General features: G+C 67.7%; 21 protein-coding genes. 14 read left to right on the top strand and 7 right to left on the bottom strand.

Going from position 1 to position 22,542, the window contains the following annotated elements:
- Positions 1-108: 108 nt before the first annotated feature.
- Positions 109-849, bottom strand: a complete 741-nt coding sequence (gene ctrA, locus ABNQ38_RS37560) for a response regulator transcription factor CtrA (protein ID WP_377811532.1) — start codon at positions 847-849, stop codon at positions 109-111.
- A gap of 269 nt (positions 850-1,118) precedes the next feature.
- Between ctrA and fliI the strand changes: the two genes are divergently transcribed.
- On the top strand, positions 1,119-2,456 hold the full coding sequence (gene fliI / locus ABNQ38_RS37555; RefSeq protein WP_377811531.1) for a flagellar protein export ATPase FliI: 1,338 nt from the start codon (positions 1,119-1,121) through the stop codon (positions 2,454-2,456).
- Positions 2,453-2,887, top strand: a complete 435-nt coding sequence (locus ABNQ38_RS37550; RefSeq protein ID WP_377811530.1) for a flagellar export protein FliJ — start codon at positions 2,453-2,455, stop codon at positions 2,885-2,887. Before fliI ends, ABNQ38_RS37550 begins: the two co-directional genes overlap by 4 nt.
- A 59-nt stretch (positions 2,888-2,946) precedes the next feature.
- Here the strand turns inward: ABNQ38_RS37550 and ABNQ38_RS37545 are convergent, their stop codons facing one another.
- From ABNQ38_RS37545 to ABNQ38_RS37535, 3 genes are all read right to left on the bottom strand, one after another.
- Positions 2,947-3,345, bottom strand: coding sequence for a hypothetical protein (locus tag ABNQ38_RS37545; RefSeq protein WP_377811529.1), 399 nt, complete (start codon positions 3,343-3,345; stop codon positions 2,947-2,949).
- Between the two features lie 314 nt (positions 3,346-3,659).
- Positions 3,660-3,890 (bottom strand): hypothetical protein, encoded by a 231-nt coding sequence (locus ABNQ38_RS37540; protein WP_109096470.1) that lies wholly within the window; start codon positions 3,888-3,890, stop codon positions 3,660-3,662.
- A 146-nt stretch (positions 3,891-4,036) separates the two neighbouring features.
- Entirely contained in the window at positions 4,037-5,029 is a 993-nt protein-coding gene (locus tag ABNQ38_RS37535; protein WP_377811528.1) for a LysR family transcriptional regulator, read from the bottom strand.
- 205 nt (positions 5,030-5,234) lie between these two features.
- On the opposite strand from ABNQ38_RS37535, the gene ABNQ38_RS37530 reads away from it, so the two are divergent.
- Both ABNQ38_RS37530 and ABNQ38_RS37525 read left to right on the top strand, forming a co-directional pair.
- A complete protein-coding gene (locus ABNQ38_RS37530; protein WP_377811527.1) occupies positions 5,235-6,407 on the top strand; it encodes a mandelate racemase/muconate lactonizing enzyme family protein in 1,173 nt (390 codons plus the stop codon).
- Between the two features lie 560 nt (positions 6,408-6,967).
- Positions 6,968-7,522 (top strand): carbonic anhydrase, encoded by a 555-nt coding sequence (locus ABNQ38_RS37525; RefSeq protein WP_377811526.1) that lies wholly within the window; start codon positions 6,968-6,970, stop codon positions 7,520-7,522.
- Between the two features lie 60 nt (positions 7,523-7,582).
- Here the strand turns inward: ABNQ38_RS37525 and nadC are convergent, their stop codons facing one another.
- From nadC to nadA, 3 genes are all read right to left on the bottom strand, one after another.
- On the bottom strand, positions 7,583-8,416 hold the full coding sequence (gene nadC, locus ABNQ38_RS37520) for a carboxylating nicotinate-nucleotide diphosphorylase (protein ID WP_377811525.1): 834 nt from the start codon (positions 8,414-8,416) through the stop codon (positions 7,583-7,585).
- Positions 8,401-10,050 (bottom strand): L-aspartate oxidase, encoded by a 1,650-nt coding sequence (locus tag ABNQ38_RS37515; protein ID WP_377811524.1) that lies wholly within the window; start codon positions 10,048-10,050, stop codon positions 8,401-8,403. The genes nadC and ABNQ38_RS37515 overlap by 16 nt, the downstream gene beginning before the upstream one ends.
- Positions 10,051-10,206: 156 nt before the next feature.
- Positions 10,207-11,217 carry a quinolinate synthase NadA gene (gene nadA / locus ABNQ38_RS37510; RefSeq protein WP_377811523.1) on the bottom strand — a complete coding sequence of 337 codons (1,011 nt, stop codon included), beginning with the start codon at positions 11,215-11,217 and terminating at the stop codon, positions 10,207-10,209.
- Between the two features lie 169 nt (positions 11,218-11,386).
- Between nadA and ABNQ38_RS37505 the strand changes: the two genes are divergently transcribed.
- From ABNQ38_RS37505 to ABNQ38_RS37460, 10 genes are all read left to right on the top strand, one after another.
- Entirely contained in the window at positions 11,387-11,593 is a 207-nt protein-coding gene (locus ABNQ38_RS37505; RefSeq protein ID WP_377811522.1) for a hypothetical protein, read from the top strand.
- Positions 11,594-11,721: 128 nt separating this feature from the next.
- Positions 11,722-12,330, top strand: coding sequence for a molecular chaperone (locus tag ABNQ38_RS37500; RefSeq protein WP_377811521.1), 609 nt, complete (start codon positions 11,722-11,724; stop codon positions 12,328-12,330).
- Entirely contained in the window at positions 12,327-12,551 is a 225-nt protein-coding gene (locus ABNQ38_RS37495; RefSeq protein ID WP_377811520.1) for a twin-arginine translocation signal domain-containing protein, read from the top strand. The genes ABNQ38_RS37500 and ABNQ38_RS37495 overlap by 4 nt, the downstream gene beginning before the upstream one ends.
- Before the next feature lie 19 nt (positions 12,552-12,570).
- The gene (locus ABNQ38_RS37490; protein WP_377811519.1) at positions 12,571-15,483 is read left to right on the top strand and encodes a formate dehydrogenase subunit alpha; all 2,913 of its coding nucleotides are present in this window, start codon (positions 12,571-12,573) and stop codon (positions 15,481-15,483) included.
- 22 nt (positions 15,484-15,505) lie between these two features.
- Positions 15,506-16,141 (top strand): formate dehydrogenase FDH3 subunit beta, encoded by a 636-nt coding sequence (gene fdh3B / locus ABNQ38_RS37485; RefSeq protein WP_377811518.1) that lies wholly within the window; start codon positions 15,506-15,508, stop codon positions 16,139-16,141.
- Positions 16,142-16,177: 36 nt separating this feature from the next.
- A complete protein-coding gene (locus tag ABNQ38_RS37480) occupies positions 16,178-17,191 on the top strand; it encodes a formate dehydrogenase subunit gamma (RefSeq protein WP_377811517.1) in 1,014 nt (337 codons plus the stop codon).
- Positions 17,192-17,360: 169 nt separating this feature from the next.
- Positions 17,361-18,881, top strand: coding sequence for an aldehyde dehydrogenase (adh, locus tag ABNQ38_RS37475; RefSeq protein WP_377811516.1), 1,521 nt, complete (start codon positions 17,361-17,363; stop codon positions 18,879-18,881).
- 92 nt (positions 18,882-18,973) lie between these two features.
- On the top strand, positions 18,974-19,366 hold the full coding sequence (locus ABNQ38_RS37470; RefSeq protein WP_377811515.1) for a DUF779 domain-containing protein: 393 nt from the start codon (positions 18,974-18,976) through the stop codon (positions 19,364-19,366).
- Between the two features lie 192 nt (positions 19,367-19,558).
- The gene (gene nosP / locus ABNQ38_RS37465) at positions 19,559-20,695 is read left to right on the top strand and encodes a nitric oxide-sensing protein NosP (protein WP_377811514.1); all 1,137 of its coding nucleotides are present in this window, start codon (positions 19,559-19,561) and stop codon (positions 20,693-20,695) included.
- A gap of 3 nt (positions 20,696-20,698) precedes the next feature.
- The gene (locus ABNQ38_RS37460) at positions 20,699-22,531 is read left to right on the top strand and encodes a NahK/ErcS family hybrid sensor histidine kinase/response regulator (RefSeq protein ID WP_377811513.1); all 1,833 of its coding nucleotides are present in this window, start codon (positions 20,699-20,701) and stop codon (positions 22,529-22,531) included.
- The last annotated feature ends 11 nt before the right edge of the window (positions 22,532-22,542 follow it).

Raw genomic sequence — 22,542 nt, 5'->3', positions numbered from 1 at the left:
TCCGAAGCAGAATGACTTACCAGATATGGCAACGCCCGGTCCGGCTTTCAAGGTGAAAGTCGGCCGGGCGTGGAGGAGTTGCAAAAGAAAAGCGGAAGCGGTGAGGAGTCAGCCGGCGGCCTGCTGTTGCGGCACGCGCGGCGGGGGCGGGGGATTGCCTTCGACGATTTCCTCTTGCGGGTCGCGCAGCACGTAACCGCGGCCCCACACGGTTTCGATGTAGTTGTCGCCCTGGGTGGCGGCGGCCAGCTTCTTGCGCAGTTTGCAGACGAAGACGTCGATGATCTTCAATTCCGGCTCGTCCATCCCGCCATAGAGATGGTTCAGGAACATCTCCTTGGTCAGCGTCGTGCCCTTGCGCAGGCTCAACAGCTCCAGGATGCCGTATTCCTTGCCGGTCAGGTGCAGCGGCGACTGGTCGACCTCCACCGTGCGGGTGTCGAGGTTGACGGTCAGGCGGCCGGTGCGGATGATGCTGTCGGAATGGCCCTTCGACCGGCGGACGATGGCCTGGATGCGGGCGATCAGCTCGCGCTTGTCGAACGGCTTGGTCAGGTAATCGTCGGCGCCGAACCCCAGGCCCTTGATCTTGTTGTCCATTTCGGTCAGGCCGGACAGGATCAGGATCGGGGTGGTCACGCGCGCGGCGCGTAGGCGGCGAAGAACCTCGTAACCGTCGATGTCCGGCAGCATCAGGTCGAGAATGATGATGTCGTAATCGTAGAGCTTGCCGATCTCGAGTCCGTCCTCACCCAGGTCGGTAGAATCGACGATGAAACCTTCCGTGTTCAGCATCAGTTCGATGCTTTTGGCGACGGAGGAATCGTCTTCAACCAGCAGAACCCTCATGGCGATATCCCGACGTTTGATGGCGCGCTTTCGCTACCCGACCCCGGAGATGGTCCCCGATCCTTGATGACCGATTTCAACCATCCCGTTTACACAAGTTAACAGACGATTCAGCTTAACGCCAGTGCCAAGCGCTTACACAACGTTAATCCTTCCATCGCAAGATGCGATCATGGTGGTTAACGTCGCCTCCGTCCACAGAGCTACCACTTAATAGGAGCGCGTCCCGTCTTGGGACCGCCTTCCCTGGAAACGCCGGTATCCGATCCATGACGTTCGATATCGATCAGTTGATCCGCGACATCGACCAGATCCCGGACTCCAGCCGGTACGGCCGCGTCACCGCCGTGTCCGGCCTGATGGTCGAGGTCGGCGGGATCGAGAAGGAGCTGTCGGTCGGCGGCCGCTGCATCGTCGAGACGCGCGACCGCCGTCAGGTCCCGTGCGAAGTGGTGGGCTTCCGCCAGGGCAGGGCGCTCGCCATGCCCTTCGGTGCGCTGGACGGGGTGGGACTGGGCTGCCGCGCGCTGGTGGCGGGCGATCAGGCATGGATCTTTCCGACCGATGCCTGGCTCGGCCGCGTCGTCAACGCGCTGGGCGAACCGGTGGACGGCAAGGGGCCGCTGCCCAAGGGGCCGCAGGGCACGCCGATCCGCAACACGCCGCCCAACGCCCATTCGCGGGCCCGCGTGGGAGAGAAGCTGGATCTGGGCATCCGCGCCATCAACGCCTTCCTCACCTGCTGCCGCGGTCAGCACATGGGCATCTTCGCCGGATCGGGCGTCGGCAAATCGTCGGTCATGTCGATGCTGGCGCGCTTCTCCGCCGCAGAGGTCGCGGTGATCGGCCTGATCGGCGAGCGCGGCCGCGAATTGCAGGAATTCATCACAGAGGATCTGGGCGAGGAGGGTCTGGCCCGCAGCGTCGTCGTCTGCGCCACCTCCGACGAGGCGCCGCTGATGCGCAAGCAGGCCGCCTACATGACGCTGGCGGTCGCCGAGCATTTCCGCGACCAGGGCCGCGACGTGCTGTGCATGATGGACAGCGTCACCCGCTTCGCCATGGCCCAGCGCGAGATCGGCCTGTCGGCCGGCGAGCCGCCGACGACCAAGGGCTATCCGCCGACCGTCTTCGCCGAGCTGCCGCGCCTGCTGGAGCGCGCCGGTCCGGGCGTGGTCGGGGCGGGCACCATCACCGGCCTGTTCACCGTGCTGGTCGACGGCGACGACCACAACGAGCCGATCGCCGACGCCGTGCGTGGCATCCTGGACGGCCACATCGTGATGGAGCGTCAGATCGGCGAGCGCGGGCGCTATCCCGCCATCAACATCCTGCGCAGCGTGTCGCGCACCATGCCCGGCTGCAACACGGCGAACGAGAACGAGCTGGTCGGCCATGCCCGGCGCCTGCTGTCGTCCTACGACAACATGGCGGAGATGATCCGGCTGGGCGCCTACCGCCGCGGCACCGACCCGCAGGTGGACGAGGCGATCCACTTCCAGCCGGCATTGGAAGCCTTTTTGAAGCAGAGCAAGCGCGAGGCCACCGATCTGGAGACCAGCTACGCCATGCTCGCTGAAATCTTTGGGGTGCAGTGGCCGCAATGAGCCTGAAGACGATCATCCGCCTGCAAAAGCTGCAACTGGACGAGAAGCGTCGCGTCCTGGCGGAGCTCCACACACTGGCCGACCGGCTGCGCAACGAGATCGAGAAGGTGAAGCAGGAGATCGTGCACGAGCAGGAAACAGTGCGCGACGATTTTTCTGTCTCCTTCACCTATTCCAACTTCGCCCAGGCGGCGATGGAGCGCGGCCGCAAGCTGGGCGAATCGCTGGGGCAGGTGGAGATGCAGATCAACATCGCCACCGACGAGATGGCCGAAGCCTTCCAGGAATTGAAGCGCTACGAGCTGGCCGAGGAGGAACGGCTGAAGCGCGAGCGCGACAAGCAGAAGCGCAAGGAGGCCGCCATGCTGGACGAAACCGCGCTGGTTGGCTTCAGGCGCCGGCAGGCGGAGGAGGAGGCGACCGGGGGGTGAGGTTTACGGGCGGGGCAATCGGACGCGCTGCCCGGTTCAAAGCTGCCCGGTCAAGCCCTTCAGACGGTCACCGAAACCAGTCCGCCCGGCGACCCGCCGCTGTATCCGCCCGTCGCGGCCGGTGTGAAGCCGCCGGTCGCCGGTGCCGCGGTGGCTGGCCCTGCCGCCGTCCCGCCGCTGCCGGGAGCGCTGGCGAAGGACACCCCAATCGACGCGCTGGCCGCCGTGCCGGTCGTCGTGCCGCCGGACCCGCCCGCCGTCGCGCCATAGCCGCTGCCGGGCGATGTCCCGGTGCCGCCCGCCGATCCGTCCGAGCCGCTCTTCGCCGCAGCCGCTTTTCGCTCGTCCTCCTGGGACAGGCGGTTGGCGGTGCGGCGGTATTCCTCGACCACGCGCTGGGACGGGATCTGGTCCTGGGTTTCGCCGGTGTCGAAGTCGCGGAAATACAGCACGGCCACCCGCGCACCCTGGTCATAGCGCAGGAAGGGGCTGATGAAGCCGGCACCGGAGGATTTTCCCGTCTCGCCGGAGGCCGTGTTGCCGGTGCTCTCGTCCGATGGCGATGGGGAAGCGGTGCCGGCTTCCGTCGGCTGGAAAGCCGTCGGGCGGACTGCCGTCGAGCTGGAAACGCTACGGATTCCATCGCTGCTTCCCGCGCTTCTTGCCCGCTTTCCAGGCGTTGCCCCTGGGACAGCCCCTTGGCGGGCACCGCCCCTCGATGATCTCCTTGACCGACCCTGCCGCACCGGCCTGCCGCGCGACCCGCTACGGATCAGACCGTGATGTTCAGGTTCTGGCCGCGGGTGGCGGTGGTGTTGCCGCCGCTCGATCCGCTCTGGGCCGTCTGCGCCTCCTGCTGGCGGCGGGTGCGCTCGGTCTGGTCTTCCTGTGCGGATTCGACGGGCGAAGTCGACCGCTGCGCCGCGGCCGGGCCGCTGCTGAGCGGGGTGACGTATGGCTGCTGCTGATAGCCGCCGATGCCGCCAATGCTGCTGACGCCCATGATCGTTCCTCCGGTCGCTGACGCGACGCTTCTCAACCCAACTAGGCAAATTTTGCCTGATCGAAAGAGTTAGCGCCAGCGAAATCGCTTCGGTGGAGAAGCTTTGTCGGGAATGTCAACGATCAAAGTGACTTGCGGGCAAAGGGTCACAACTGATTTTCGGCGGTCGATTCCGCTCCGGCAACCTGCGCTGCGGGTTCCGGCGGCGACTCGGCGTTCCGCCACAGCGCCGCTTCGACGGCCAGCGTCCAGAAGCTTTCGGCCGCCTTGCTCTGGCGCGCACGCGGGCGGACCAGCCGGATCTGCACCGGTACGGTCCAGCGTTCGTCGCCGGAAGGCACGCCGGCGCGCAGCAGGGTGCCGCGCGCCGAATCCTCGGCGATCAGGCTTTCCGGCAGCCAGGCCACGCCGCGCCCGTCGCGCGCCAGCGTGCGCAGGACGGCGGCAAGGTGGGAGGTGAAGACGGTGTCGAGCGCGGTCGGCAGCGGCTGTGCCGCCCGCACCGCCTCCAGGATGCGGCCCATGCCGGATTCGCGGCTGTAGGACAAATGCGGCAGCGCTGTGTCCTGACCGTCCGCCAGCAGATGGCGCGGCCGGCCGCCGGCATCGGGGGCGGTCACCGCCAGCAGCCGGTCGCCGCCGACGACGACGGAGCGGAACGACTCCGCATCCAGCCGGCCGGCCGCCGCCGGATGGGCGTGGCAGAGCAGGAACTGCGCCTGGCCTGCCAGCATCAGCCGCTCGCAGGCCTCAAGGCTGTCCGACGACAGGGTGATGGCGCCCAGCCTTGCGCGGGCTTCCAGCGCCCGCAGCCAGGAGGGGAAGAAGGTCAGCGACAGCGCATGGGTGGCGGCGAAACGCAGGGTCGCCGCTTCCGACTGGGCGGCGAGCCGGGCCTCTTCCCGGCCTTGCAGCAGGCGGCGCACGGTCTCGTCGGCGAAGGGGCGGAAGCGCCGCCCGGCCTCTGTCAGCGTCACCGGCTGTCCGCTGCGGTCGAACAGCGGGGTGCCGGCCCAATCCTCCAGCGCGCGGATGCGGCGGCTGAAGGCCGGCTGGGTCAGGTGGCGCATGTCGGCGGCGCGGGAGAAGTTGCCGCAATCCACCAGCGCCAGGAAATCGTCGAGCCAGGAGAGTTCCATCGCCCAATCTTCGTCACGGACTCTTGGTCACATCTGCCGGGCCGGCCCGATGCCTGTAGGCGCCCGATTTCTCCGGGTGCCCACCCTCCGGCCACCCTATGCCGAACCCGCATGATGCGTTCCGACCTTGGCATTGGCCCGGCGGCCCGCAACATCCCTACAGTGCCAGCACGAAACGCGCCACCACGCTGCAAGGGAAACCGCCATGCGCATCGTCGAAATCCGCGAGCAGACCGCCGGCATCAAGTCCGACATCGCCAACGCCTTCATCGATTTCAGCCAGATGACGTGCAGCGTCGTCGCGGTGGTCACCGACGTGGTGCGCGACGGCAAGCCGGTGATCGGCTACGGCTTCAATTCGAACGGCCGTTATGCCGCTGGCGGGCTTCTGCGCGAGCGCTTCATCCCCCGGCTGATGTCGGCCGCTCCCGACAGCCTGCTGGACGACACGGGTGAGAACCTCGACCCGTTCCGCATCTGGGCGCGGCTGATGACCAACGAGAAGCCGGGCGGCCATGGCGAGCGATCGGTCGCCGTCGGCACCATCGACATGGCGGTGTGGGATGCCGTGGCGAAGATCGCCGGCGTGCCGCTCTACCGTCTGCTGGCCGACCGGTTCCGCGGCGGCGTCGCCGACGACAGCGTCTGGGTCTATGCCGCCGGCGGCTATTACTATCCCGGCAAGGATGTGACGGCGCTTCAGGACGAGATGCGCAGCTACCGCGACCGCGGCTACAAGGTCGTGAAGATGAAGATCGGCGGCGCCCCGCTGGAGGAGGATCTCCGCCGCATCGACGCGGTGCTGGAGGTGGTCGGGTCGGGCGAGAATCTGTGCGTCGACGCGAACGGCCGCTTCGACCTCGCCACCGCGATCAAATACGCCGAGGCGCTGAAGCCCTACGGGCTGTTCTGGTACGAGGAGGCCGGCGACCCGCTGGATTATGCGTTGCAGGCCGAACTCGCCACCCATTACGACCGGCCGATGGCGACGGGCGAGAACCTGTTCTCCCACCAGGACGCCCGCAACCTGATCCGCCATGGCGGCATGCGGCCCGACCGCGACTGGCTGCAATTCGACTGCGCGCTGAGCTACGGTCTGGTGGAGTATCTGCGCACGCTGGACATGCTGAAAGACAATGGCTGGTCCAGCCGGCGGGTGGTGCCGCATGGCGGGCACCAGATGTCGTTGAACATCGCCGCCGGCCTGCATCTGGGCGGCAACAAATCCTATCCGGACGTCTTCAAGCCCTTCTGCGGTTTCGCCGACGGTATCGCAGTCGAGGATGGCCGCGTGCGGCTGCCCGATCTGCCCGGCGTCGGTTTCGAAGCGAAGTCGGAACTGTTCGCGACGATGAGCGGGCTGCTGGAAACCCGATAATGGAACTCAGGTTTGGGATCCGGACCTGTTCCATTGGGAGACGGCCTCGCCAATGTTCGATTCGGCCATTGACCGAGCGCCGCACTGTGTCAATCTGTTGGAGGTCGCAACGTTTCAGAAAGGAGGTGATCCAATGTCTCATGGAGCCAGTCCGGTCGTTGCCGCATTGTTCGGTCTCGCCACTCTCCTGACGGCGGGGATCGCCAACGCGGACTGTTCGCCCAACCACAGCGCGAGTGCATCGCCGCCGCCGGCCTCCAGCACTGTCGGGTCGGCAGGAACACCGGCGCCCAGCAGCACGCGTGGCGGGTGACGGCCGAACGCTGACGACCAGGAAATTCCATGCACAGGAACGGGCCGCCCCTCGCCGGGCGGCCCGTTTTTCATTCCGGTACGGAACAGAATTTGGTTGTGGAAGGTGCTATCCGAAAAATGCCGTAGGGATGAATTTTTATTGCTTTTCCATATGGCGGTAGACCCTATATTGAAATTTTTAACAATCTGCCGCCACCATAGCGCGTGAAACCTCGATATGGGTTCGAGGCGTGTTGGAGGGCAAGATGGATCACTCGACCGGTCATCACCATGGCTGCTGCCAGGGCGAACACAGCTCGCGCCGCGGGTTCCTGAAGCTGGCGACGTTGGGCGCCGGCGTGACGTTGATGGCGCCGATGATGATGAGCCGCCCGGCCCGGGCGGGCAGCGTCGATACCCTTCTGCTGTCCTGCATGGACTATCGCCTGATGGGCCATGTCGCCGGCTACATGAACGCCCGCAACATGCAGGCGAATTACGACCACGTCATCCTGGCCGGCGCCAGCCTGGGCGCGTTGACCGACAAGAAACCGGCCTGGGGCGACGCCTTCTGGGATCATGTCGCGGTCGCCAAGGAACTGCACCACATCAAGCGCCTGATCGTCATGGACCACCGCGACTGCGGTGCCTACAAGGTCTTCCTCGGCATGGACCTGTCGCCCGACCCGGCGAAGGAGTCCGAGGTGCATGGCCAGTACCTGAGCAAGCTGAAGACAATGGTCAAGGAACGCCACCCGGACCTTGAAGTTGAACTGCTGCTGATGGGATTGGACGGCAACGTCGAGAAGCTGGCGGCGTAAGCGCCGCGGACTCAGAAAGCCCCTTCTCCTGGTTCGAGAAGGGGCTTTCTGATTCTGTTGTCACATATCCAGACCCAGGTCCAGGTTCGGGGCGCTGTGGGTCAGCCAGCCGCAGCTGATCATGTCGACGCCGGTCTCTGCGATGGCGCGGACGGTGGCGAGCGTGACGTTGCCCGATGCCTCGGTCAGCAGGCGGCCATCCACCATCCGCACCGCGTGGCGCAGCGTGTCCGGGTCCATGTTGTCGAGCAGCACGACATCGACCGGCAGGCCCAGCAACTCGTTCAGCTGGTCGAGCGTGTCGACCTCGACCTCCACCTTCACCATGTGGCCGATGGCGGCGCGGACACGCTCCACCGCTGGGCGCACGCCACCGGCGACGGCGATGTGGTTGTCCTTGATCAGCACCGCGTCATCCAGCCCGAAACGGTGGTTGAAGCCGCCGCCCAGCTTGACCGCATGCTTCTCCAGTACGCGCAGGCCGGGGGTGGTCTTGCGGGTACAGACGATGCGAGCAGTCGTGCCCTCCACCTCGCGCACCAGGGCGCGGGTGGCGGTGGCGATGCCGGACAGCCGGCCCATCAGGTTCAGCGCCGTGCGCTCCGCCGTCAGCAGGGCGCGGGCCTTGCCGGTCAGGGTGGCGATGGTGCCGCCGGGGGGCACGTCGTCGCCGTCGGCGCGCTCCACCGTCACCGAAATGCCGGGGTCGAGCAGGCGGAAGGCGATCAGGGCCGCCTCCAGCCCAGCGACGCGGCCATCCTTGCGGGCGGCGATGCGGGCGGTCGCCACCGCGTCGGCCGGGATGATGCTGTCGGTGGTGATGTCGCCGGCCCGGCCCAGATCCTCGACCAGGGCGGCGCGGACGATGGGCTCGACGGTCAGAGGATGCAGCATGCGGCGTCTCCGGACAGGGGACCGGCGGTGCCGGCCAGTTCGCTGAGGGTCATGGTGCGGGAGATGGAGGCGGGATTGGGCAGGGGGTGGTCGCTGCGGCAATGGGCACCGCGGCTTTCTTCCCGCGCCAGCGCGGCATGGACCACCAGACGGCCGACCAGCAGTCGGTTGCGGGCCTCACCCCACTGGCGGACGATTTCCGGCGGGGCCTGGGGGCCGTTTTGGGTATCGCCGTCCTCGCAGCGGAGCATGTCCAGCGCCGCCGCCAGCCGGTCGAGCTTGCGCCGGGCGGCCAGCAGCCCCAGCCCGTTGCGGACCAGACCGGCCCCGTCATAGAGCGCCGTCCGCGCCTCCGCCCCGATGGCGTCGAGCAGGGCATGGCCGACATCGGCGGCGACCGCCGGCGGGCGGGGCAGGGCGAAAGGCGGCAGGGGCGCAAGCGGACGGTCCGCCACGTCGCGGGCGACGCGGGCGCCGAACACCAGCGCCTCCAGCAGGGAATTGCTCGCCAGCCGGTTGGCGCCGTGGACGCCGGTGCAGGCGACCTCGCCGCAGGCCCATAGCCCCTCCAGGCTGGTCCGCCCGTCGGCGTCGGTGACCACCCCGCCCATATGGTAGTGGGCCGCCGGCGCCACCGGCATCGGCTCGGCAAAGGGGTCGAACCCATGCTCGGCGCAGAGCGCCAGCACCGTGGGGAAACCATCGGGCTTGGCGGCGAGCGCCGGACGCAGGTCGAGGAACACCGGTTCCCCCGCCGCGACGCGCCGGCCGATGGCGCGGGCCACCACATCGCGCGGCGCCAGCTCCGCCAGCGGATGCTCGTCCGGCATGAAACGGTGGCCTTCGCTGTCGAGCAGCAGGGCGCCGGCTCCGCGCAAGGCCTCGGTCAGCAGCGGCACCGGGTCGGCATCGACGGCCAGCGCCGTGGGATGGAACTGGACGAACTCCAGGTCGGCCAGCTTGGCACCGGCCCGCGCGGCGATGGCGAGGCCGTCGCCGGTGGCCTCCGCCGGGTTGGTGGTGCGGGCGAAGGTGGCGCCGATGCCGCCGGTCGCCAGGATCACGCGCGGTGCCCGGTGCAGCACCCAGCCTTGCCCATGGCAGGCCAGCAGGCCGCAGACCCGGCCGTTGCGCAGCACGAGATCGACGGCGAAGGCGTCGGTCTCCACCCGCACCGACGGGGTGGCGCGCAGGCGGTCCGCCAGGGCGGTGACCAGGGTGCGGCCGGTGGCGTCGCCGCCGGCATGGACGATGCGCGCCGCGCCATGGGCGGCCTCGCGGCCGAGCAGCGGCGAGCCGTCGGGCGCGCGGTCGAAGGGCAGACCGTCCTCCAGCAGGCGGCGGACCTGGGCGGCGCCGTCGCGGGTCAGCAGGGCGGCCATCGCCGCATCGACCAGACCGGCCCCGGCGGCGACGGTGTCGGCGGCATGGTCCTCCGGCCGGTCGCCGGGACCGACGGCGGCGGCGATGCCGCCCTGGGCGTAGAGGCTGGAGCCGCCGGGCAGGCCGGCGGTCTTGGTGATCAGGGTGACCGCGCGTGGCGCCAGTTGGAGCGCCGCGGTCATCCCGGCAAGGCCGGAGCCGACGACGATCACCTCGGCATCGCGGACATCGTAAGGCGTGCTGGAGGTCATGGAGGACTCCTCAACGCAACGCGGACAAATCCCTTCTCCCCCCTGGGGAGAAGGTTAGGATGAGGGGGTTCGACGAAGCCGAAGGCGTTCGGCAGATGCGACCCCCTCACCCCGACCCTCTCCCCGGGGGGAGAGGGGGATTTAGGGGCGTTCACATCACTTCGGCTTCACCGCCAGCATGCGTTCCACGGAGCGGCGGGCTCGGGCGGCCAGGGCATCCGGGATCTCGACGCGCGGCTCCAGCGTCCGCAACGAGTCCAGGATGCTCGACAGCGTCACCGTCTTCATGTGCGGGCACAGGTTGCAGGGCCGCACGAACTCCGTCTCGGGCGAGGCGGCGGCGACGTTGTCGCTCATCGAGCATTCGGTGACCATCAGCACCCGCGGCGGCTTCTCGGTGCCGACGAAGTCGATCATGCGGGCGGTGGAGCCGACGAAATCGGCCGCTTCCAGCACGTCGGGCGGACATTCTGGGTGGGCGATCACCGTCAGCCGGTCGAAGCGGCGGCGGAACTCGTCGATCTCGGCGCCGGTGAAGCGTTCATGCACCTCGCAATGGCCCTTCCAGGCGATGATCTCGACCTTGGTCTGGGTGGCGACGTACTTCGCCAGATACTCGTCGGGCAGGAAGATCACCCGGTCGACGCCCAGCGATTCCACCACCTCCACCGCGTTGCCCGAGGTGCAGCAGATGTCGACCTCCGCCTTCACCTCGGCGGACGTGTTGACGTAGGCGACCACCGGCACGCCGGGATGCGCCTCGCGCAGGAGCCGCACGTCGGCGGCGGTGATGCTGTCGGCCAGCGAGCAGCCGGCGTTGCGGCTGGGGATCAGCACCGTCTTGGCCGGATTGAGCAGCTTCGCCGTCTCCGCCATGAAATGCACGCCGGCCAGTACGATCACATCGGCGTCGGTCTCGGTCGCCTTGGCCGCCAGCGCCAGGCTGTCGCCGACGATGTCGGCCACACCGTGGAAGATCTCCGGCGTCTGGTAGTTGTGCGCCAGGATGACGGCGTTTCGCTCGCGCTTCAGCTCGTTGATGGCGTGGACCAGCGGCGCGTGGAAGGGCCATTCGATGGCCGGCACGACACGCTTCATGCGGTCGTAGATCGGCGCGGTCGCCTCGGCGACGGCAGGGGTGTAGGCGAGTTCGGCGACCTCGGGCATTGGATGCTCCGCTCTATGCTCGTTTTGAGCAAAACAATATATACTCGATAAGAGCATATCAAGCGGAAAAGCGGGGATGGAAACAATCGGGTCCCGGCGGCGTTGTGCGATTGCGGGGAAGGCCGGCAGCGTGGCCTTCCCCGGTAAGCGCTGTCTGGAAAATCCGCCGATGAAAGCCTTCCTCGCCGCGCTCTGCGCCATCGTCGTCCTGGCAGGCGGCGCATGGGCGGTGCTGCCGACCCTGTTCGCCCGCAGCGCCGACGAAACCTTCGCTTCGAGCGGCGCGCGGGTGGGGGAGGAGGCGTCTGTTGCACACCGCAACTTCTCCGGCCGGCCGCAGGCCGACAGCCAGCAGGGCGGCACTCCGCAGAAGTGAGGTCGCTGCCGGGGAAAACGGATGAGCCCGGCAGGGTAGCCCCGACCGGATAAGGCAACCTTTGCCCATGCCGGCTGTTGTTACGGTTCGGGCCTGCCATGGCCTTGAACAGGGCTTGCGGGAGTGTGATGACGGTTCACAATGCGGAAAGCGGCGCGGAGGACTTGCGCGCCGACGTCTATCGGCTGCTGGCGCTGACGCTGGCCGCCCCGCCGGGCGCCGACCTGCTGGCGCTGCTGGGCGGTCTCACCGGCGACACCACGCCGCTCGGCCGGGCCTTCGACGATCTGGCCGCCCGCGCCCGCGCCATCGAACCGCAGGCGGCGGAGCGGGAGTTCAACGCGCTGTTCATCGGCGTCGTCCAGGGCGAGCTGGTCCCTTACGCCTCCTACTACCGCACCGGCTTTTTGACCGACCGTCCGCTGTCGGCCCTGCGCGCCGACCTCCAGGCTCTGGGGCTGGAGCGCGCGCCCGACGTATCGGAGCCGGAGGACCACATCGCCGCGCTCTGCGACGTGATGGCCGTGCTGATCCGCGAGAGCGCCGACCCGGCGGTGCAGCGCCACATGCTGGACAGCCACCTGACGCCCTGGGCCGGGCGCTTCTTCCAGGATTTGGAAAAGGCGGAGGCGGCCGGCCTCTACCGCCCGGTCGGCACCATCGGCCGCCTGTTCCTGGAGATCGAGCAGGAAGCCCTCGCCAGACAAACCGACGAGTTGGAGGGAGCCGACGCATGAAAACGCCGCAAGACCCGCCCCGCAACGGCCTCGCGCGCAATCCCCTGCAACGCCGCGACATCCTGAAGACGCTTGGCCTGGGTGCGGCCGGCGCCGCCGCAGCCACCATGCTTCCGGCGGGCGACGAGGCGCAGGCGATGGAATTGCCGCAGGAGCAGGTGAAGTCCCGCTACCGCGAAACCGAACACGTCAAGCGCTTCTACGCGCTGAACCGCCTGTAGGGCGATCCGGAGGGTGTCCATGCTGGTCAAACGCAGCTCGGCGAAAACAGCAGGCGGAAAGCGGTCCGGTCTGGTCGCCGCCCTGGCCGACAGTCTGGAATTGGGCGTCAGCCGCCGCGGCTTTTTGCGCCGGTCCGGCCTTGCCGCGGGCGGCATCGCCGCCGTCGGCGCGTTGCCGGGTGCGATGATCCGCAAGGCAGAGGCCGGCCCCATCCTGCCGAATGTCGAGGTGGTGACGCGCAAGAACGTCTGCACCCACTGCTCGGTCGGCTGCACGGTGATCGCCGAGGTGCAGAACGGCGTCTGGGTCGGGCAGGAACCGGGTTGGGAAAGCCCGATCAACCAGGGCACCCACTGCGCCAAGGGCGCCTCGGTGCGCGAGCTGACGAAGGGCACCCGCCGCGTCAAATACCCGCTCAAGCTGGTGGATGGCGTCTGGCAGCGGATCGGCTGGGACCAGGCGATCGAGGAGATCGGCAATCAGTTGATGGACATCCGCAAGGCGTCGGGGCCGGACGCGGTGTTCTGGCTCGGCTCGGCGAAATTCTCCAACGAGGGCGCCTATCTCTATCGCAAGCTGGCGGCCTTCTGGGGAACCAACAACGTCGATCATCAGGCGCGCATCTGCCACTCCACCACGGTCGCCGGCGTGGCGAACACGTGGGGCTACGGCGCCATGACCAACAGCTACAACGACATCCAGAACTCGAAGGCGCTGGTGATCGTCGGCGGCAACCCGGCGGAGGCGCATCCGGTGTCGATGCAGCACATGCTGCGCGGCAAGGAGCACAACCGCGCCCCCTTCATCGTCATCGACCCGCGCTTCACCCGCACCGCCGCCCATGCCACCGAGTATGTCCGCATCCGTCCCGGCACCGACATTCCGGTCGCCTGGGGCCTGCTGTGGCACATCTTCGAAAACGGCTGGGAGGACAAGGAATACATCCGCCAGCGCGTCTACGGCATGGACGAGATCCGCGCCGAGGTGAAGAAGTGGACTCCGGAAGAGGTGGAGCGGGTGACCGGCGCCCCCGGATCGCAGCTTCGCCGCGTGGCGGAGGCGCTGGCGAAGAACAAGCCCAGCACGGTGATCTGGTGCATGGGCGTCACCCAGCACACGGTCGGCACCGCCAACGTCCGTGCCCTGTCGATCCTTCAACTGGCGCTGGGCAACATCGGCGTTGCCGGTGGCGGCGCCAACATCTACCGCGGCCACTGCAACGTGCAGGGCGCCACCGATTTCGGCCTCGATGTCAGCACGCTGCCCGCCTATTACGGGCTGGCGGAAGGGGCGTGGAAGCATTTCGCCCGCGCCTGGGACGTTGAATACGACGATCTGAAGGCCCGCTTCGGCTCCAAGGATTTGATGGAGGCCAAGGGCATCCCGACCACGCGCTGGTTCGATGCGGTGCTGGCCAAGCCGGGCGAGATCGACCAGCCGAGCCCCTTGCGGGCCATGATGTGCTTCGGCCATGGCGGCAACACCGTGACCCGCATGCCGGAGATGGTGAAGGGGCTGGAGAAGCTGAGCCTGCTGGTCATCGCCGACCCGCACCCGACCACCTTCGCCGCGATCAAGGAGCGGCGCAACGGCACCTACATCCTGCCGGCCTGCACGCAGTTCGAGACCGACGGGTCGCGCACCTGCTCCAACCGCTCGATGCAGTGGGGGGAGAAGGTGGTGGAGCCGATCTTCGAATTGAAGGACGACTACACCATCATCTATCTGCTGGCGCGCAAGCTGGGCTTCGCCGACGAGATGTTCAAGCACATCACGGTGGAGAAGGACCGGCCGGTGCCGGAAGACATCCTGCGCGAGATGAACCGCAGCTGCCTGTCTATCGGCGCCACCGGCCAGTCGCCGGAACGGCTGAAGATGCACATGAAGCATCAGGCCGATTTCGACAAGATCACCATGCGCGCATCCTCCGGCCCCTGCGCCGGCGATTATTACGGCCTGCCCTGGCCGAGCTGGGGTCATCCGGAGATCAGGCATCCGGGATCGGCGGTCCTCTACGACACCTCCAAGCATGTGATGGACGGCGGCGGCGTCTTCCGCGCCCGCTTCGGGGTGGAGCGCAACGGCGTCTCGCTGCTGGCCGACGGCTCCTACTCGAAGGGATCGGAGATCGAGGACGGCTATCCCGAATTCACCATGGCCGTGCTGAAGAAGCTGGGCTGGGACAAGGACCTGACGCCCGACGAGATGCGCGTCATCCAGGCCATCGGCGGCGGCGGGGCCGAGGTGGACAATGTCAGCTGGCAGACCGACCTGTCGATGGGCATCATCCGCGTCGCGCTGAAGCATGGCTGCGTGCCGCACGGCAACGCCAAGGCGCGCGCCGTTGCCTGGAACCTGCCCGACCCGGTGCCGGTCCACCGCGAGCCGATCTATTCCCCGCGCCCCGAACTGGTGAAGGCCTATCCCGCCATCGAGGACCGGCGCGACTTCCGTCTGGTCCAGCTTGCCCGCTCGCTCCAGTTCAAGGTGGCCGACAGCGACCTGCGCCAGCGCTTCCCCATGGTGCTGACCTCCGGCCGGCTGGTCGAATATGAGGGCGGCGGCGAGGAAACCCGGTCCAACCCGTGGCTGGCCGAGTTGCAGCAGTCGATGTTCGCGGAGATCAACACCAAGGACGCCGAGCGGCTGAACATCAGGGATGGCGCCTGGATCTGGGTCTATGGTCCGGAGGACGGCAGCAAGGCCAAGGTCAAGGCGCTGGTTACCGACCGCGTCGGCGGCGGCACGGTGTTCATGCCCTTCCACTTCTCCGGTTTCTGGCAGGGCGACAGCTTGCGCGGCAACTACCCGCCCAACACCGACCCCATCGTACTGGGCGAGCCGGTGAACGGGGTGACGACCTACGGCTACGACCCCGTCACCTTCATGCAGGAAACCAAGGTCACCCTCTGCCGGGTCGAGCCGGCGTGACGTACGGGAGCTGAACAGAACAATGGCCCGGATGAAGTTCCTGTGCGACGCCGAACGCTGCATCGAATGCAACGCCTGCGTCACCGCCTGCAAGAACGAGCATGAGGTCCCGTGGGGCATCAACCGCCGCCGGCTGGTCACGCTGAACGACGGCAAGCCGGGCGAGCGGTCGATCTCCATGGCCTGCATGCATTGCAACGACCCGCCCTGCGCCGCGGTCTGTCCGGTCGACTGCTTCCTGCAAACGGCTGATGGGGTGGTGCTGCACAGCAAGGACCTGTGCATCGGCTGCGGCTACTGCTTCTACGCCTGCCCGTTCGGCGCGCCGCAATACCCGCGCACCACGGATTTCGGCAGCCGCGGCAAAATGGACAAATGCACCTTCTGCGCCGGCGGCCCCGAGCCGGATGGCAGCGTCGAGGAATACCAGAAATACGGCGCCAACCGGCTGGCCGAGGGCAAGCTGCCGCTCTGCGCCGAGATGTGTTCCACCCGCGCGCTGATGGGCGGCGACGGCGCGGTGCTGGCCGACATCTACCAGGAACGCTCGCTGCGCCGCGGCTATGGCTCTGGCGCGCCGGGCTGGTCGACCGCCTATGGCCGCAACGACCGCGGCTCCCCCTTCGGGCCGGGCGGGCCTGGCACGGGAGGGGCGTGAGCGCCTCCACAAGAAAGACCATTCCGGGAGACCACCATGCGCCCCACCAGACTCCCCCTGCACGCCCTGCTGCTGGTCGCCCTGCTGGCCCTCCAGAGTCTGGCCGCTCCGACTTTCGCACAAGCGCAGCTTTACCAGGTGCCCGGCCAGAACTCGCCGACCAGCAAGGAGCAGGTGCCGCTCTACGTCCCGCAGGACGACAAGCTGATCGGCCGCGTCAGCATCCCGGACGAGAAGCTGGCGGTGCTGGTCCAGCCGGAAGGGCGGGAGTGGCGGGAGTGGCGCACCCACACGCTGCGGCTGGCGATCGGCGGGCTTGCCATCGGCATGACGGCGGTGCTGGCTATCTTCTTCCTCTATCGCGGCACCATCCGCATCCATGGCGGCAAGTCGGGGCGGTTGGTGCTGCGCTTCAACGGGCTGGACCGCTTCGCCCACTGGACGACGGCGGTCAGCTTCCTGCTCATGGTGCTGACCGGTGTGATCCTGACCTTCGGACGGCCGCTGCTGATCCCGCTGATCGGCCATCAGGCCTTCACGCCTTTGGCGGAATACGCCAAGTCGGTCCACAACTTCGTCAGCGTGCCCTTCGTCGTCGGGTTGTTGATGATCATGGGCCTGTGGTTGCGCGACAACATTCCGGAAAAGGCCGACTGGCTGTGGGTCAAGACGGCGGGTGGGCTCTTTTCCAAGGCCGGCGGAAAGCACCCGGAGGCCGGGCGCTTCAACGCCGGACAGAAGCTGGTGTTCTGGAGCATCGTGCTGGGCGGCATCGGCATGGCGGCCACCGGCTATCTGCTGATGGTGCCCTTCGCCTTCACCGGGATCGGCGGCATGCAGATCATGCACGTCATCCACGGGCTGCTGGCGGCAGGCCTTATCGCCGCGGTGATCGGCCACATCTACATCGGCACCATCGGCATGGAGGGCGCCTTCGACGCCATGGGCTGCGGCGATGTCGACGAGAACTGGGCGATGGAGCACCACCGTCGCTGGTACGAGGAGCAGCTGCGCAAGGGCTATGTCGAAGGGCGCCAGCCGGCGGAGTGAAGCGCCGCAAGGGTGTTCCCATAGGGTGGGACACGAACAATCCCACCCGCAGACCGTCTCCTTCCATAGTACAATTTACCCCCTGCCTCTCAGAGTGGCTGAATGGCCTCCGACAAACGCGCTGGACCGGAGACCTGACCGGTTCACCACACTGAGAGGAACGGCCCAAATGCTCCACCAGGCTCTCGACACGCTCCAGAAGCAGATCGCGCTCCGCCCCCGCTACGACAACTATATCGGTGGTCAGTGGGTTGCGCCGGTGGACGGCCAATACTTCACCAATCTCACCCCGATCACCGGCAAGCCGCTGTGCGAGATCGCCCGCTCGCAGGCCGCCGACGTCGAGCTGGCGCTGGACGCCGCCCACGCCGCCAAGGATGCCTGGGGCCGTACCTCGCCGACCGAACGCTCTAACATCCTGCTGAAGATCGCCGACCGCATGGAAGAGCGGCTGGAGGTCATCGCGTTGGCCGAGACGCTGGACAACGGCAAGCCGATCCGCGAGACCCGCGCTGCCGACGTGCCGCTCGCCATCGACCATTTCCGCTACTATGCCGGCTGCATCCGCGCCCAGGAAGGCTCGATCGCCGAGATCGACCACACCACCTACGCCTACCATTTCCATGAGCCGCTGGGCGTCGTCGGCCAGATCATTCCCTGGAACTTCCCGCTGCTGATGGCCGCCTGGAAGCTGGCCCCGGCGCTGGCCGCCGGCAACTGCATCGTGCTGAAGCCGGCCGAGCAGACCCCGATGGCGATCATGGTGCTGGCCGACATCATCGGCGACCTGCTGCCGCCCGGCGTGCTGAACATCGTCAACGGCTTCGGCATCGAGGCCGGCAAGCCGCTCGCCACCAACAAGCGCATCTCGAAGATCGCCTTCACCGGCGAGACCTCGACCGGCCGCCTGATCCTGCAATACGCCTCTGAGAACATCATCCCGTCGACCGTCGAGCTGGGCGGCAAGTCGCCGAACATCTTCTTCGAAGACGTGATGGCCGCTGACGACGAGTTCCTCGACAAGGCGCTGGAAGGCTTCGCGATGTTCGCGCTGAACCAGGGCGAGGTCTGCACCTGCCCGAGCCGCGTCCTCATCCAGAAGTCGATCTACGACCGCTTCATCAAGCTGGCGGTCGAACGCGTCGCCAAGATCGCCCAGGGCCATCCGCTGGACGGCGGCACGATGATCGGCGCCCAGGCGTCGCAGGAGCAGCTGGAGAAGATCCTCTCCTACATCGAGATCGGCAAGGCCGAGGGCGCCAAGGTCCTGATCGGCGGCGAGCGCGCCCATCTGGGCGGCGAGCTGGAAGGCGGCTACTACGTGCAGCCGACCATCCTGGAAGGCCACAACAAGATGCGCATCTTCCAGGAGGAGATCTTCGGCCCGGTCGTCGCCGTGACGACCTTCGAGACCGAGGAAGAGGCGCTGGCCATCGCCAACGACAGCGAGTTTGGCCTGGGCGCCGGCGTGTGGAGCCGTGACGGCAACCGCGCCTTCCGCATGGGCCGCGGCATCCAGGCCGGCCGCGTCTGGACCAACTGCTACCACCTGTACCCGGCGCACGCCGCCTTCGGTGGTTACAAGAAATCCGGCATCGGCCGCGAGACGCACAAGATGATGCTCGACCATTACCAGCAGACCAAGAACCTGCTGGTCAGCTACAGCCCGAAAGCGCTCGGCTTCTTCTGAGCCCTGCTCCTCCCTATCGGGCAAACCTGGGCCGGGGGCGTGTCCCCCGGCCTTTTTTCTTTCTCCGTGTGGTTTCGTGATAAAGGACCACCATGACCGCCCCGACGCCAACTGACCGAGTGACCGCCACCCCCGAGGCCATCGCCCTGCTGGACCGGCTTGCCGCGAAGCACGGGCCGCTGATGCTGCACCTGTCGGGCGGCTGCTGCGACGGCTCGGCGCCGCTCTGCCTGCCGAAGGGGGAGTTCCGGATGGGCGGCCGTGACCTGTGCCTGGGGACGGTCGCCGGTGCGCCCTTCTGCATGTCCGACGACACCTTCCAATGGTGGCGCAACACCCAGGTCATCCTGGACGTTATCCAGGCGCGCGGCGGCGGCTTCTCGATCGAGGCGCCGGATGGTGTCCGCTTCACCGCCAGGGCCCGCCTGTTCACCGACGAGGAACTGGTCAGCCTGCCGGATCCGCAACCGGCTGAGACTGTTTAGGAGCCGCCCCGCATCATGTCCTCCTTCACTGGTCCGCGGATTGGTCTTGCCCGCCGCCATCCCTGGAGTACCCTTGCCGGATCGCAACCGCAGACCGGGAGGGAGGCGGCAGGGCAGGCGATGTCCGCACAGGAGAACTCCGCAGACGGTCCCACCGTAAATGGCCCGGTGAGGCCAGCCTCCGGCGACGGCATGCCGCGCGCCGTCACCCATGCCGAACGCGCCGACGAGGCGGCGCGGGAACTGCGCGCCGGGCTGGGCGAGGTGGCGCTGGAACTGGTGGTCGTCTTCTGCGCCCCCAGCTATGACCGCGACGCCCTGGCCGATGCCCTGGCGCGGGAGTTCGGCATGGTGCCGGTGATCGGCTGCACCACGGCGGGGGAGATCGGCCCCGGCGGCTACACCACCAACGCCCTGGTGGCGGTGGGCTTCCCGACCGAGGATTTCTGCATCGTCACCGCGCTCGTCGACCATGTCGACCGCTTCGAGATCGCCGACAGCACCGCCATCGCGCGGTCGTTGCTGTCGCGCCGCGACCGCGCGATGGGAACCCGCCCGGTGCCGCTGGGCGAGGAGGCCCGCAGCTTCGCCATGCTGCTGATCGACGGGCTGTCGATGAGCGAGGAGACGGTGGTCGCCGCGCTGCACAACGCGCTGATCGACATCCCACTGTTCGGCGCGTCTGCCGGCGACGACCTGCATTTCGAGCGCACCTTCGTCCTGCACGAGGGCGCCTTCCACCCCAATGGCGCGGTGGTGGCGCTGTTCACCACGACGCGGCCCTTCACCGTCTTCCGCACCCAGCATTTCGTCAGCTCCGACCGCAAGATGGTGGTCACCGGCGCCGATCCGCAGCACCGCATCGTCCATGAAATCAATGCCGAGCCGGCGGGCCGCGAATATGCCCGGCTGGTCGGGCTGGAGGGCGAGCCGCTGACCCCGATGATCTTCGCCTCGCACCCGGTCGTGGTGCGGGTCGGCGGGCAGTACCATGTCCGCTCGATCCAGAAGGTGAACGACGACGAGAGTTTGACCTTCTTTTGCGCCATCGACGAGGGCATCGTCCTGACGGTGGCGGAGGGAGTTGACCCGGTTTCCAACTTCGACGGGCTGATCGAGGGCATCGAGGCGGAGGTCGGCGCCCCCGACCTGATCCTCGGCTGCGACTGCATCCTGCGCCGGCTGGAGATGGAGCAGCGGCAGCTGAACGCCGTGATGTCCGACCGGCTGGCCCGTCACCGCGTCGTCGGGTTCTGTGCCTATGGCGAGCAGGTGAACGGCATGCACGTCAACCAGACCTTCACGGGCGTCGCCATCGGAGGGCGTTAGGCCATGGCCGGCATGCAAACCCGCAACTGGACACTCGACCCCGCCGACCGCATCGCCGAGCTGGAGCGGGAGAACGCCAAGCTTCAACGCATCAACAAGGTGCTGATGGACCGTGTCGAGCGGTCGATGGACTTCCAGGGCGGCGCCTTCTCGCTGTTCCAGACCGCCATCGTGCTGGAGCAGAAGATCCGCGAGCGCACGCTGGAGCTGGAACGCGCCCTGCACAAGCTGGAGGACAGCAACCGCGACCTCGCCCGCGCCAAGGAGCTGGCGGACACCATGCGCACCCGCCTGTTCGAGGCGATCGAGTTGGTGAACGAGGGGTTCGCTCTGTTCGACTCCGCCGACCGGCTGGTGCTGTGCAATCGCAAATATTTGTCCTACTGGCCGTCGGTGGCGGGTCGCATCCAGGCCGGCATCCGCTTCAACGATCTGGTGGCGATGGTCGCCGCTGCCGGTGCCGTCGCCGAGCCGCCGCCCGACGTCTGGCTGCGCGAGCGGATGGAGCATCGCCACGACCTGAAGGGCGTCTTCCTCAACCGGCTGTCCGACGGGCGCTGGATCCAAGTGAACGAGCGGCGCACGCGGGACGGCGGCATCGTCGGCGTCTACACCGACATCACCGTCATCAAGCGCGAGGAGGAGCGGCGGCGCGAATCCGAACAGGCGGAGAAATCCGCGCTGATGATGCTGAACGACCAGCTTCAGCAGGCGAAATCCCAGGCCGATCAGGCCAACCTGTCGAAGACCCGCTTCATCGCCGCCGCCAGCCACGATCTGTTGCAGCCGCTGAACGCCGCCCGGCTGTTCGTGTCGGCGCTGGCCGATCTGGAACAGCCGGCCGCCAATGCGGAGCTGGTGGACAACATCGACCTCGCGCTGGCGTCGGTGGAGGATCTGCTGTCGGCCCTGCTCGACATCTCCAAGCTCGACGCCGGGGCGGTGACGCCGGAGGTGAGCGACTTCCCGCTGCGCGGCATCCTGGCGCCGCTCGCCACCGAATATGCCGCCGTGGCGGCGGAGCGCGGCATCGACCTGAAGGTGGTGGGCTCCGGCGCGGTGGTGCGCAGCGACATGCGGCTGTTGCGCCGGATCGTGCAGAATTTCCTGTCCAACGCGCTGCGCTACGTCCAGGGCGGCCGGGTGGTGGTCGGCTGCCGCCGGACCGGCGACGGCGGCATCCGCATCGAGGTGTGGGACAACGGTCCCGGCATCCCGCGCGACAAGATCGCCGAAATCTTCCAGGAATTCCGCCGCCTCGATACCCCCGTCACCAAGGGGCGCGACCGCGGCATGGGGCTGGGGCTCGCCATCGTCGACCGCGTCGCCCGCATGCTGGACCACCCCATCACCGTGCGGTCGGAGCCGGGCAGGGGCTCCGTTTTCGCCGTCACCGTGCCGCGCGGCACCGAGCGCCGCGCCGTCCGCCCGGCCAGCATCGCCGCCCGGCCGATGACCAACCGGCTGGCCGGCACCTCGGTGCTGGTGCTCGACAACGAACCGGCGGTGGTGGCGGGGATGGAGGCGCTGCTGCGCGGCTGGGCCTGCGACGTGGTGTCGGCCACCAATGGCGACGAGGCGCTGGCGCTGCTGTCCGGCATGCCGCAGCCGCCGGATCTGCTGATCGCCGACTATCACCTCGACGACGGTGCGCTCGGCGTCAACGAGGTGGCGCGGCTGCGCGCCGCCTGCGGCCGTATCCTGCCCGCCGTGATCGTCACTGCCAACCGCACGCCGGAACTGGCGGACGAGGCCAAGGCGGCCGGCTGTCTGGTGCTGAACAAGCCGGTGAAGCCGGCGCAGCTGCGCGCGGTGATGTCGGGGCTGGTGGGATAGGGTTCGGTGGA

Source organism: Azospirillum sp. A29 (genome assembly GCF_042604625.1).
Lineage (GTDB): Bacteria > Pseudomonadota > Alphaproteobacteria > Azospirillales > Azospirillaceae > Azospirillum > Azospirillum palustre.
The sequence above is the reverse complement of the archived record's forward strand: the minus strand, read 5'-3'. Positions and strand labels throughout refer to the sequence as shown.

Excerpts from the sequence above, each read along its gene's own strand:
- ctrA (WP_377811532.1), bottom strand. The coding sequence starts at position 849 with ATGAGGGTTCTGCTGGTTGAAGACGATTCCTCCGTCGCCAAAAGCATC.
- fliI (WP_377811531.1), top strand. The coding sequence starts at position 1,119 with ATGACGTTCGATATCGATCAGTTGATCCGCGACATCGACCAGATCCCG.
- ABNQ38_RS37550 (WP_377811530.1), top strand. The coding sequence starts at position 2,453 with ATGAGCCTGAAGACGATCATCCGCCTGCAAAAGCTGCAACTGGACGAG.
- ABNQ38_RS37540 (WP_109096470.1), bottom strand. The coding sequence starts at position 3,890 with ATGGGCGTCAGCAGCATTGGCGGCATCGGCGGCTATCAGCAGCAGCCA.
- ABNQ38_RS37535 (WP_377811528.1), bottom strand. The coding sequence starts at position 5,029 with ATGGAACTCTCCTGGCTCGACGATTTCCTGGCGCTGGTGGATTGCGGC.
- ABNQ38_RS37530 (WP_377811527.1), top strand. The coding sequence starts at position 5,235 with ATGCGCATCGTCGAAATCCGCGAGCAGACCGCCGGCATCAAGTCCGAC.
- ABNQ38_RS37525 (WP_377811526.1), top strand. The coding sequence starts at position 6,968 with ATGGATCACTCGACCGGTCATCACCATGGCTGCTGCCAGGGCGAACAC.
- nadC (WP_377811525.1), bottom strand. The coding sequence starts at position 8,416 with ATGCTGCATCCTCTGACCGTCGAGCCCATCGTCCGCGCCGCCCTGGTC.
- ABNQ38_RS37515 (WP_377811524.1), bottom strand. The coding sequence starts at position 10,050 with ATGACCTCCAGCACGCCTTACGATGTCCGCGATGCCGAGGTGATCGTC.
- nadA (WP_377811523.1), bottom strand. The coding sequence starts at position 11,217 with ATGCCCGAGGTCGCCGAACTCGCCTACACCCCTGCCGTCGCCGAGGCG.
- ABNQ38_RS37505 (WP_377811522.1), top strand. The coding sequence starts at position 11,387 with ATGAAAGCCTTCCTCGCCGCGCTCTGCGCCATCGTCGTCCTGGCAGGC.
- ABNQ38_RS37500 (WP_377811521.1), top strand. The coding sequence starts at position 11,722 with ATGACGGTTCACAATGCGGAAAGCGGCGCGGAGGACTTGCGCGCCGAC.
- ABNQ38_RS37495 (WP_377811520.1), top strand. The coding sequence starts at position 12,327 with ATGAAAACGCCGCAAGACCCGCCCCGCAACGGCCTCGCGCGCAATCCC.
- ABNQ38_RS37490 (WP_377811519.1), top strand. The coding sequence starts at position 12,571 with ATGCTGGTCAAACGCAGCTCGGCGAAAACAGCAGGCGGAAAGCGGTCC.
- fdh3B (WP_377811518.1), top strand. The coding sequence starts at position 15,506 with ATGGCCCGGATGAAGTTCCTGTGCGACGCCGAACGCTGCATCGAATGC.
- ABNQ38_RS37480 (WP_377811517.1), top strand. The coding sequence starts at position 16,178 with ATGCGCCCCACCAGACTCCCCCTGCACGCCCTGCTGCTGGTCGCCCTG.
- adh (WP_377811516.1), top strand. The coding sequence starts at position 17,361 with ATGCTCCACCAGGCTCTCGACACGCTCCAGAAGCAGATCGCGCTCCGC.
- ABNQ38_RS37470 (WP_377811515.1), top strand. The coding sequence starts at position 18,974 with ATGACCGCCCCGACGCCAACTGACCGAGTGACCGCCACCCCCGAGGCC.
- nosP (WP_377811514.1), top strand. The coding sequence starts at position 19,559 with ATGCCGCGCGCCGTCACCCATGCCGAACGCGCCGACGAGGCGGCGCGG.
- ABNQ38_RS37460 (WP_377811513.1), top strand. The coding sequence starts at position 20,699 with ATGGCCGGCATGCAAACCCGCAACTGGACACTCGACCCCGCCGACCGC.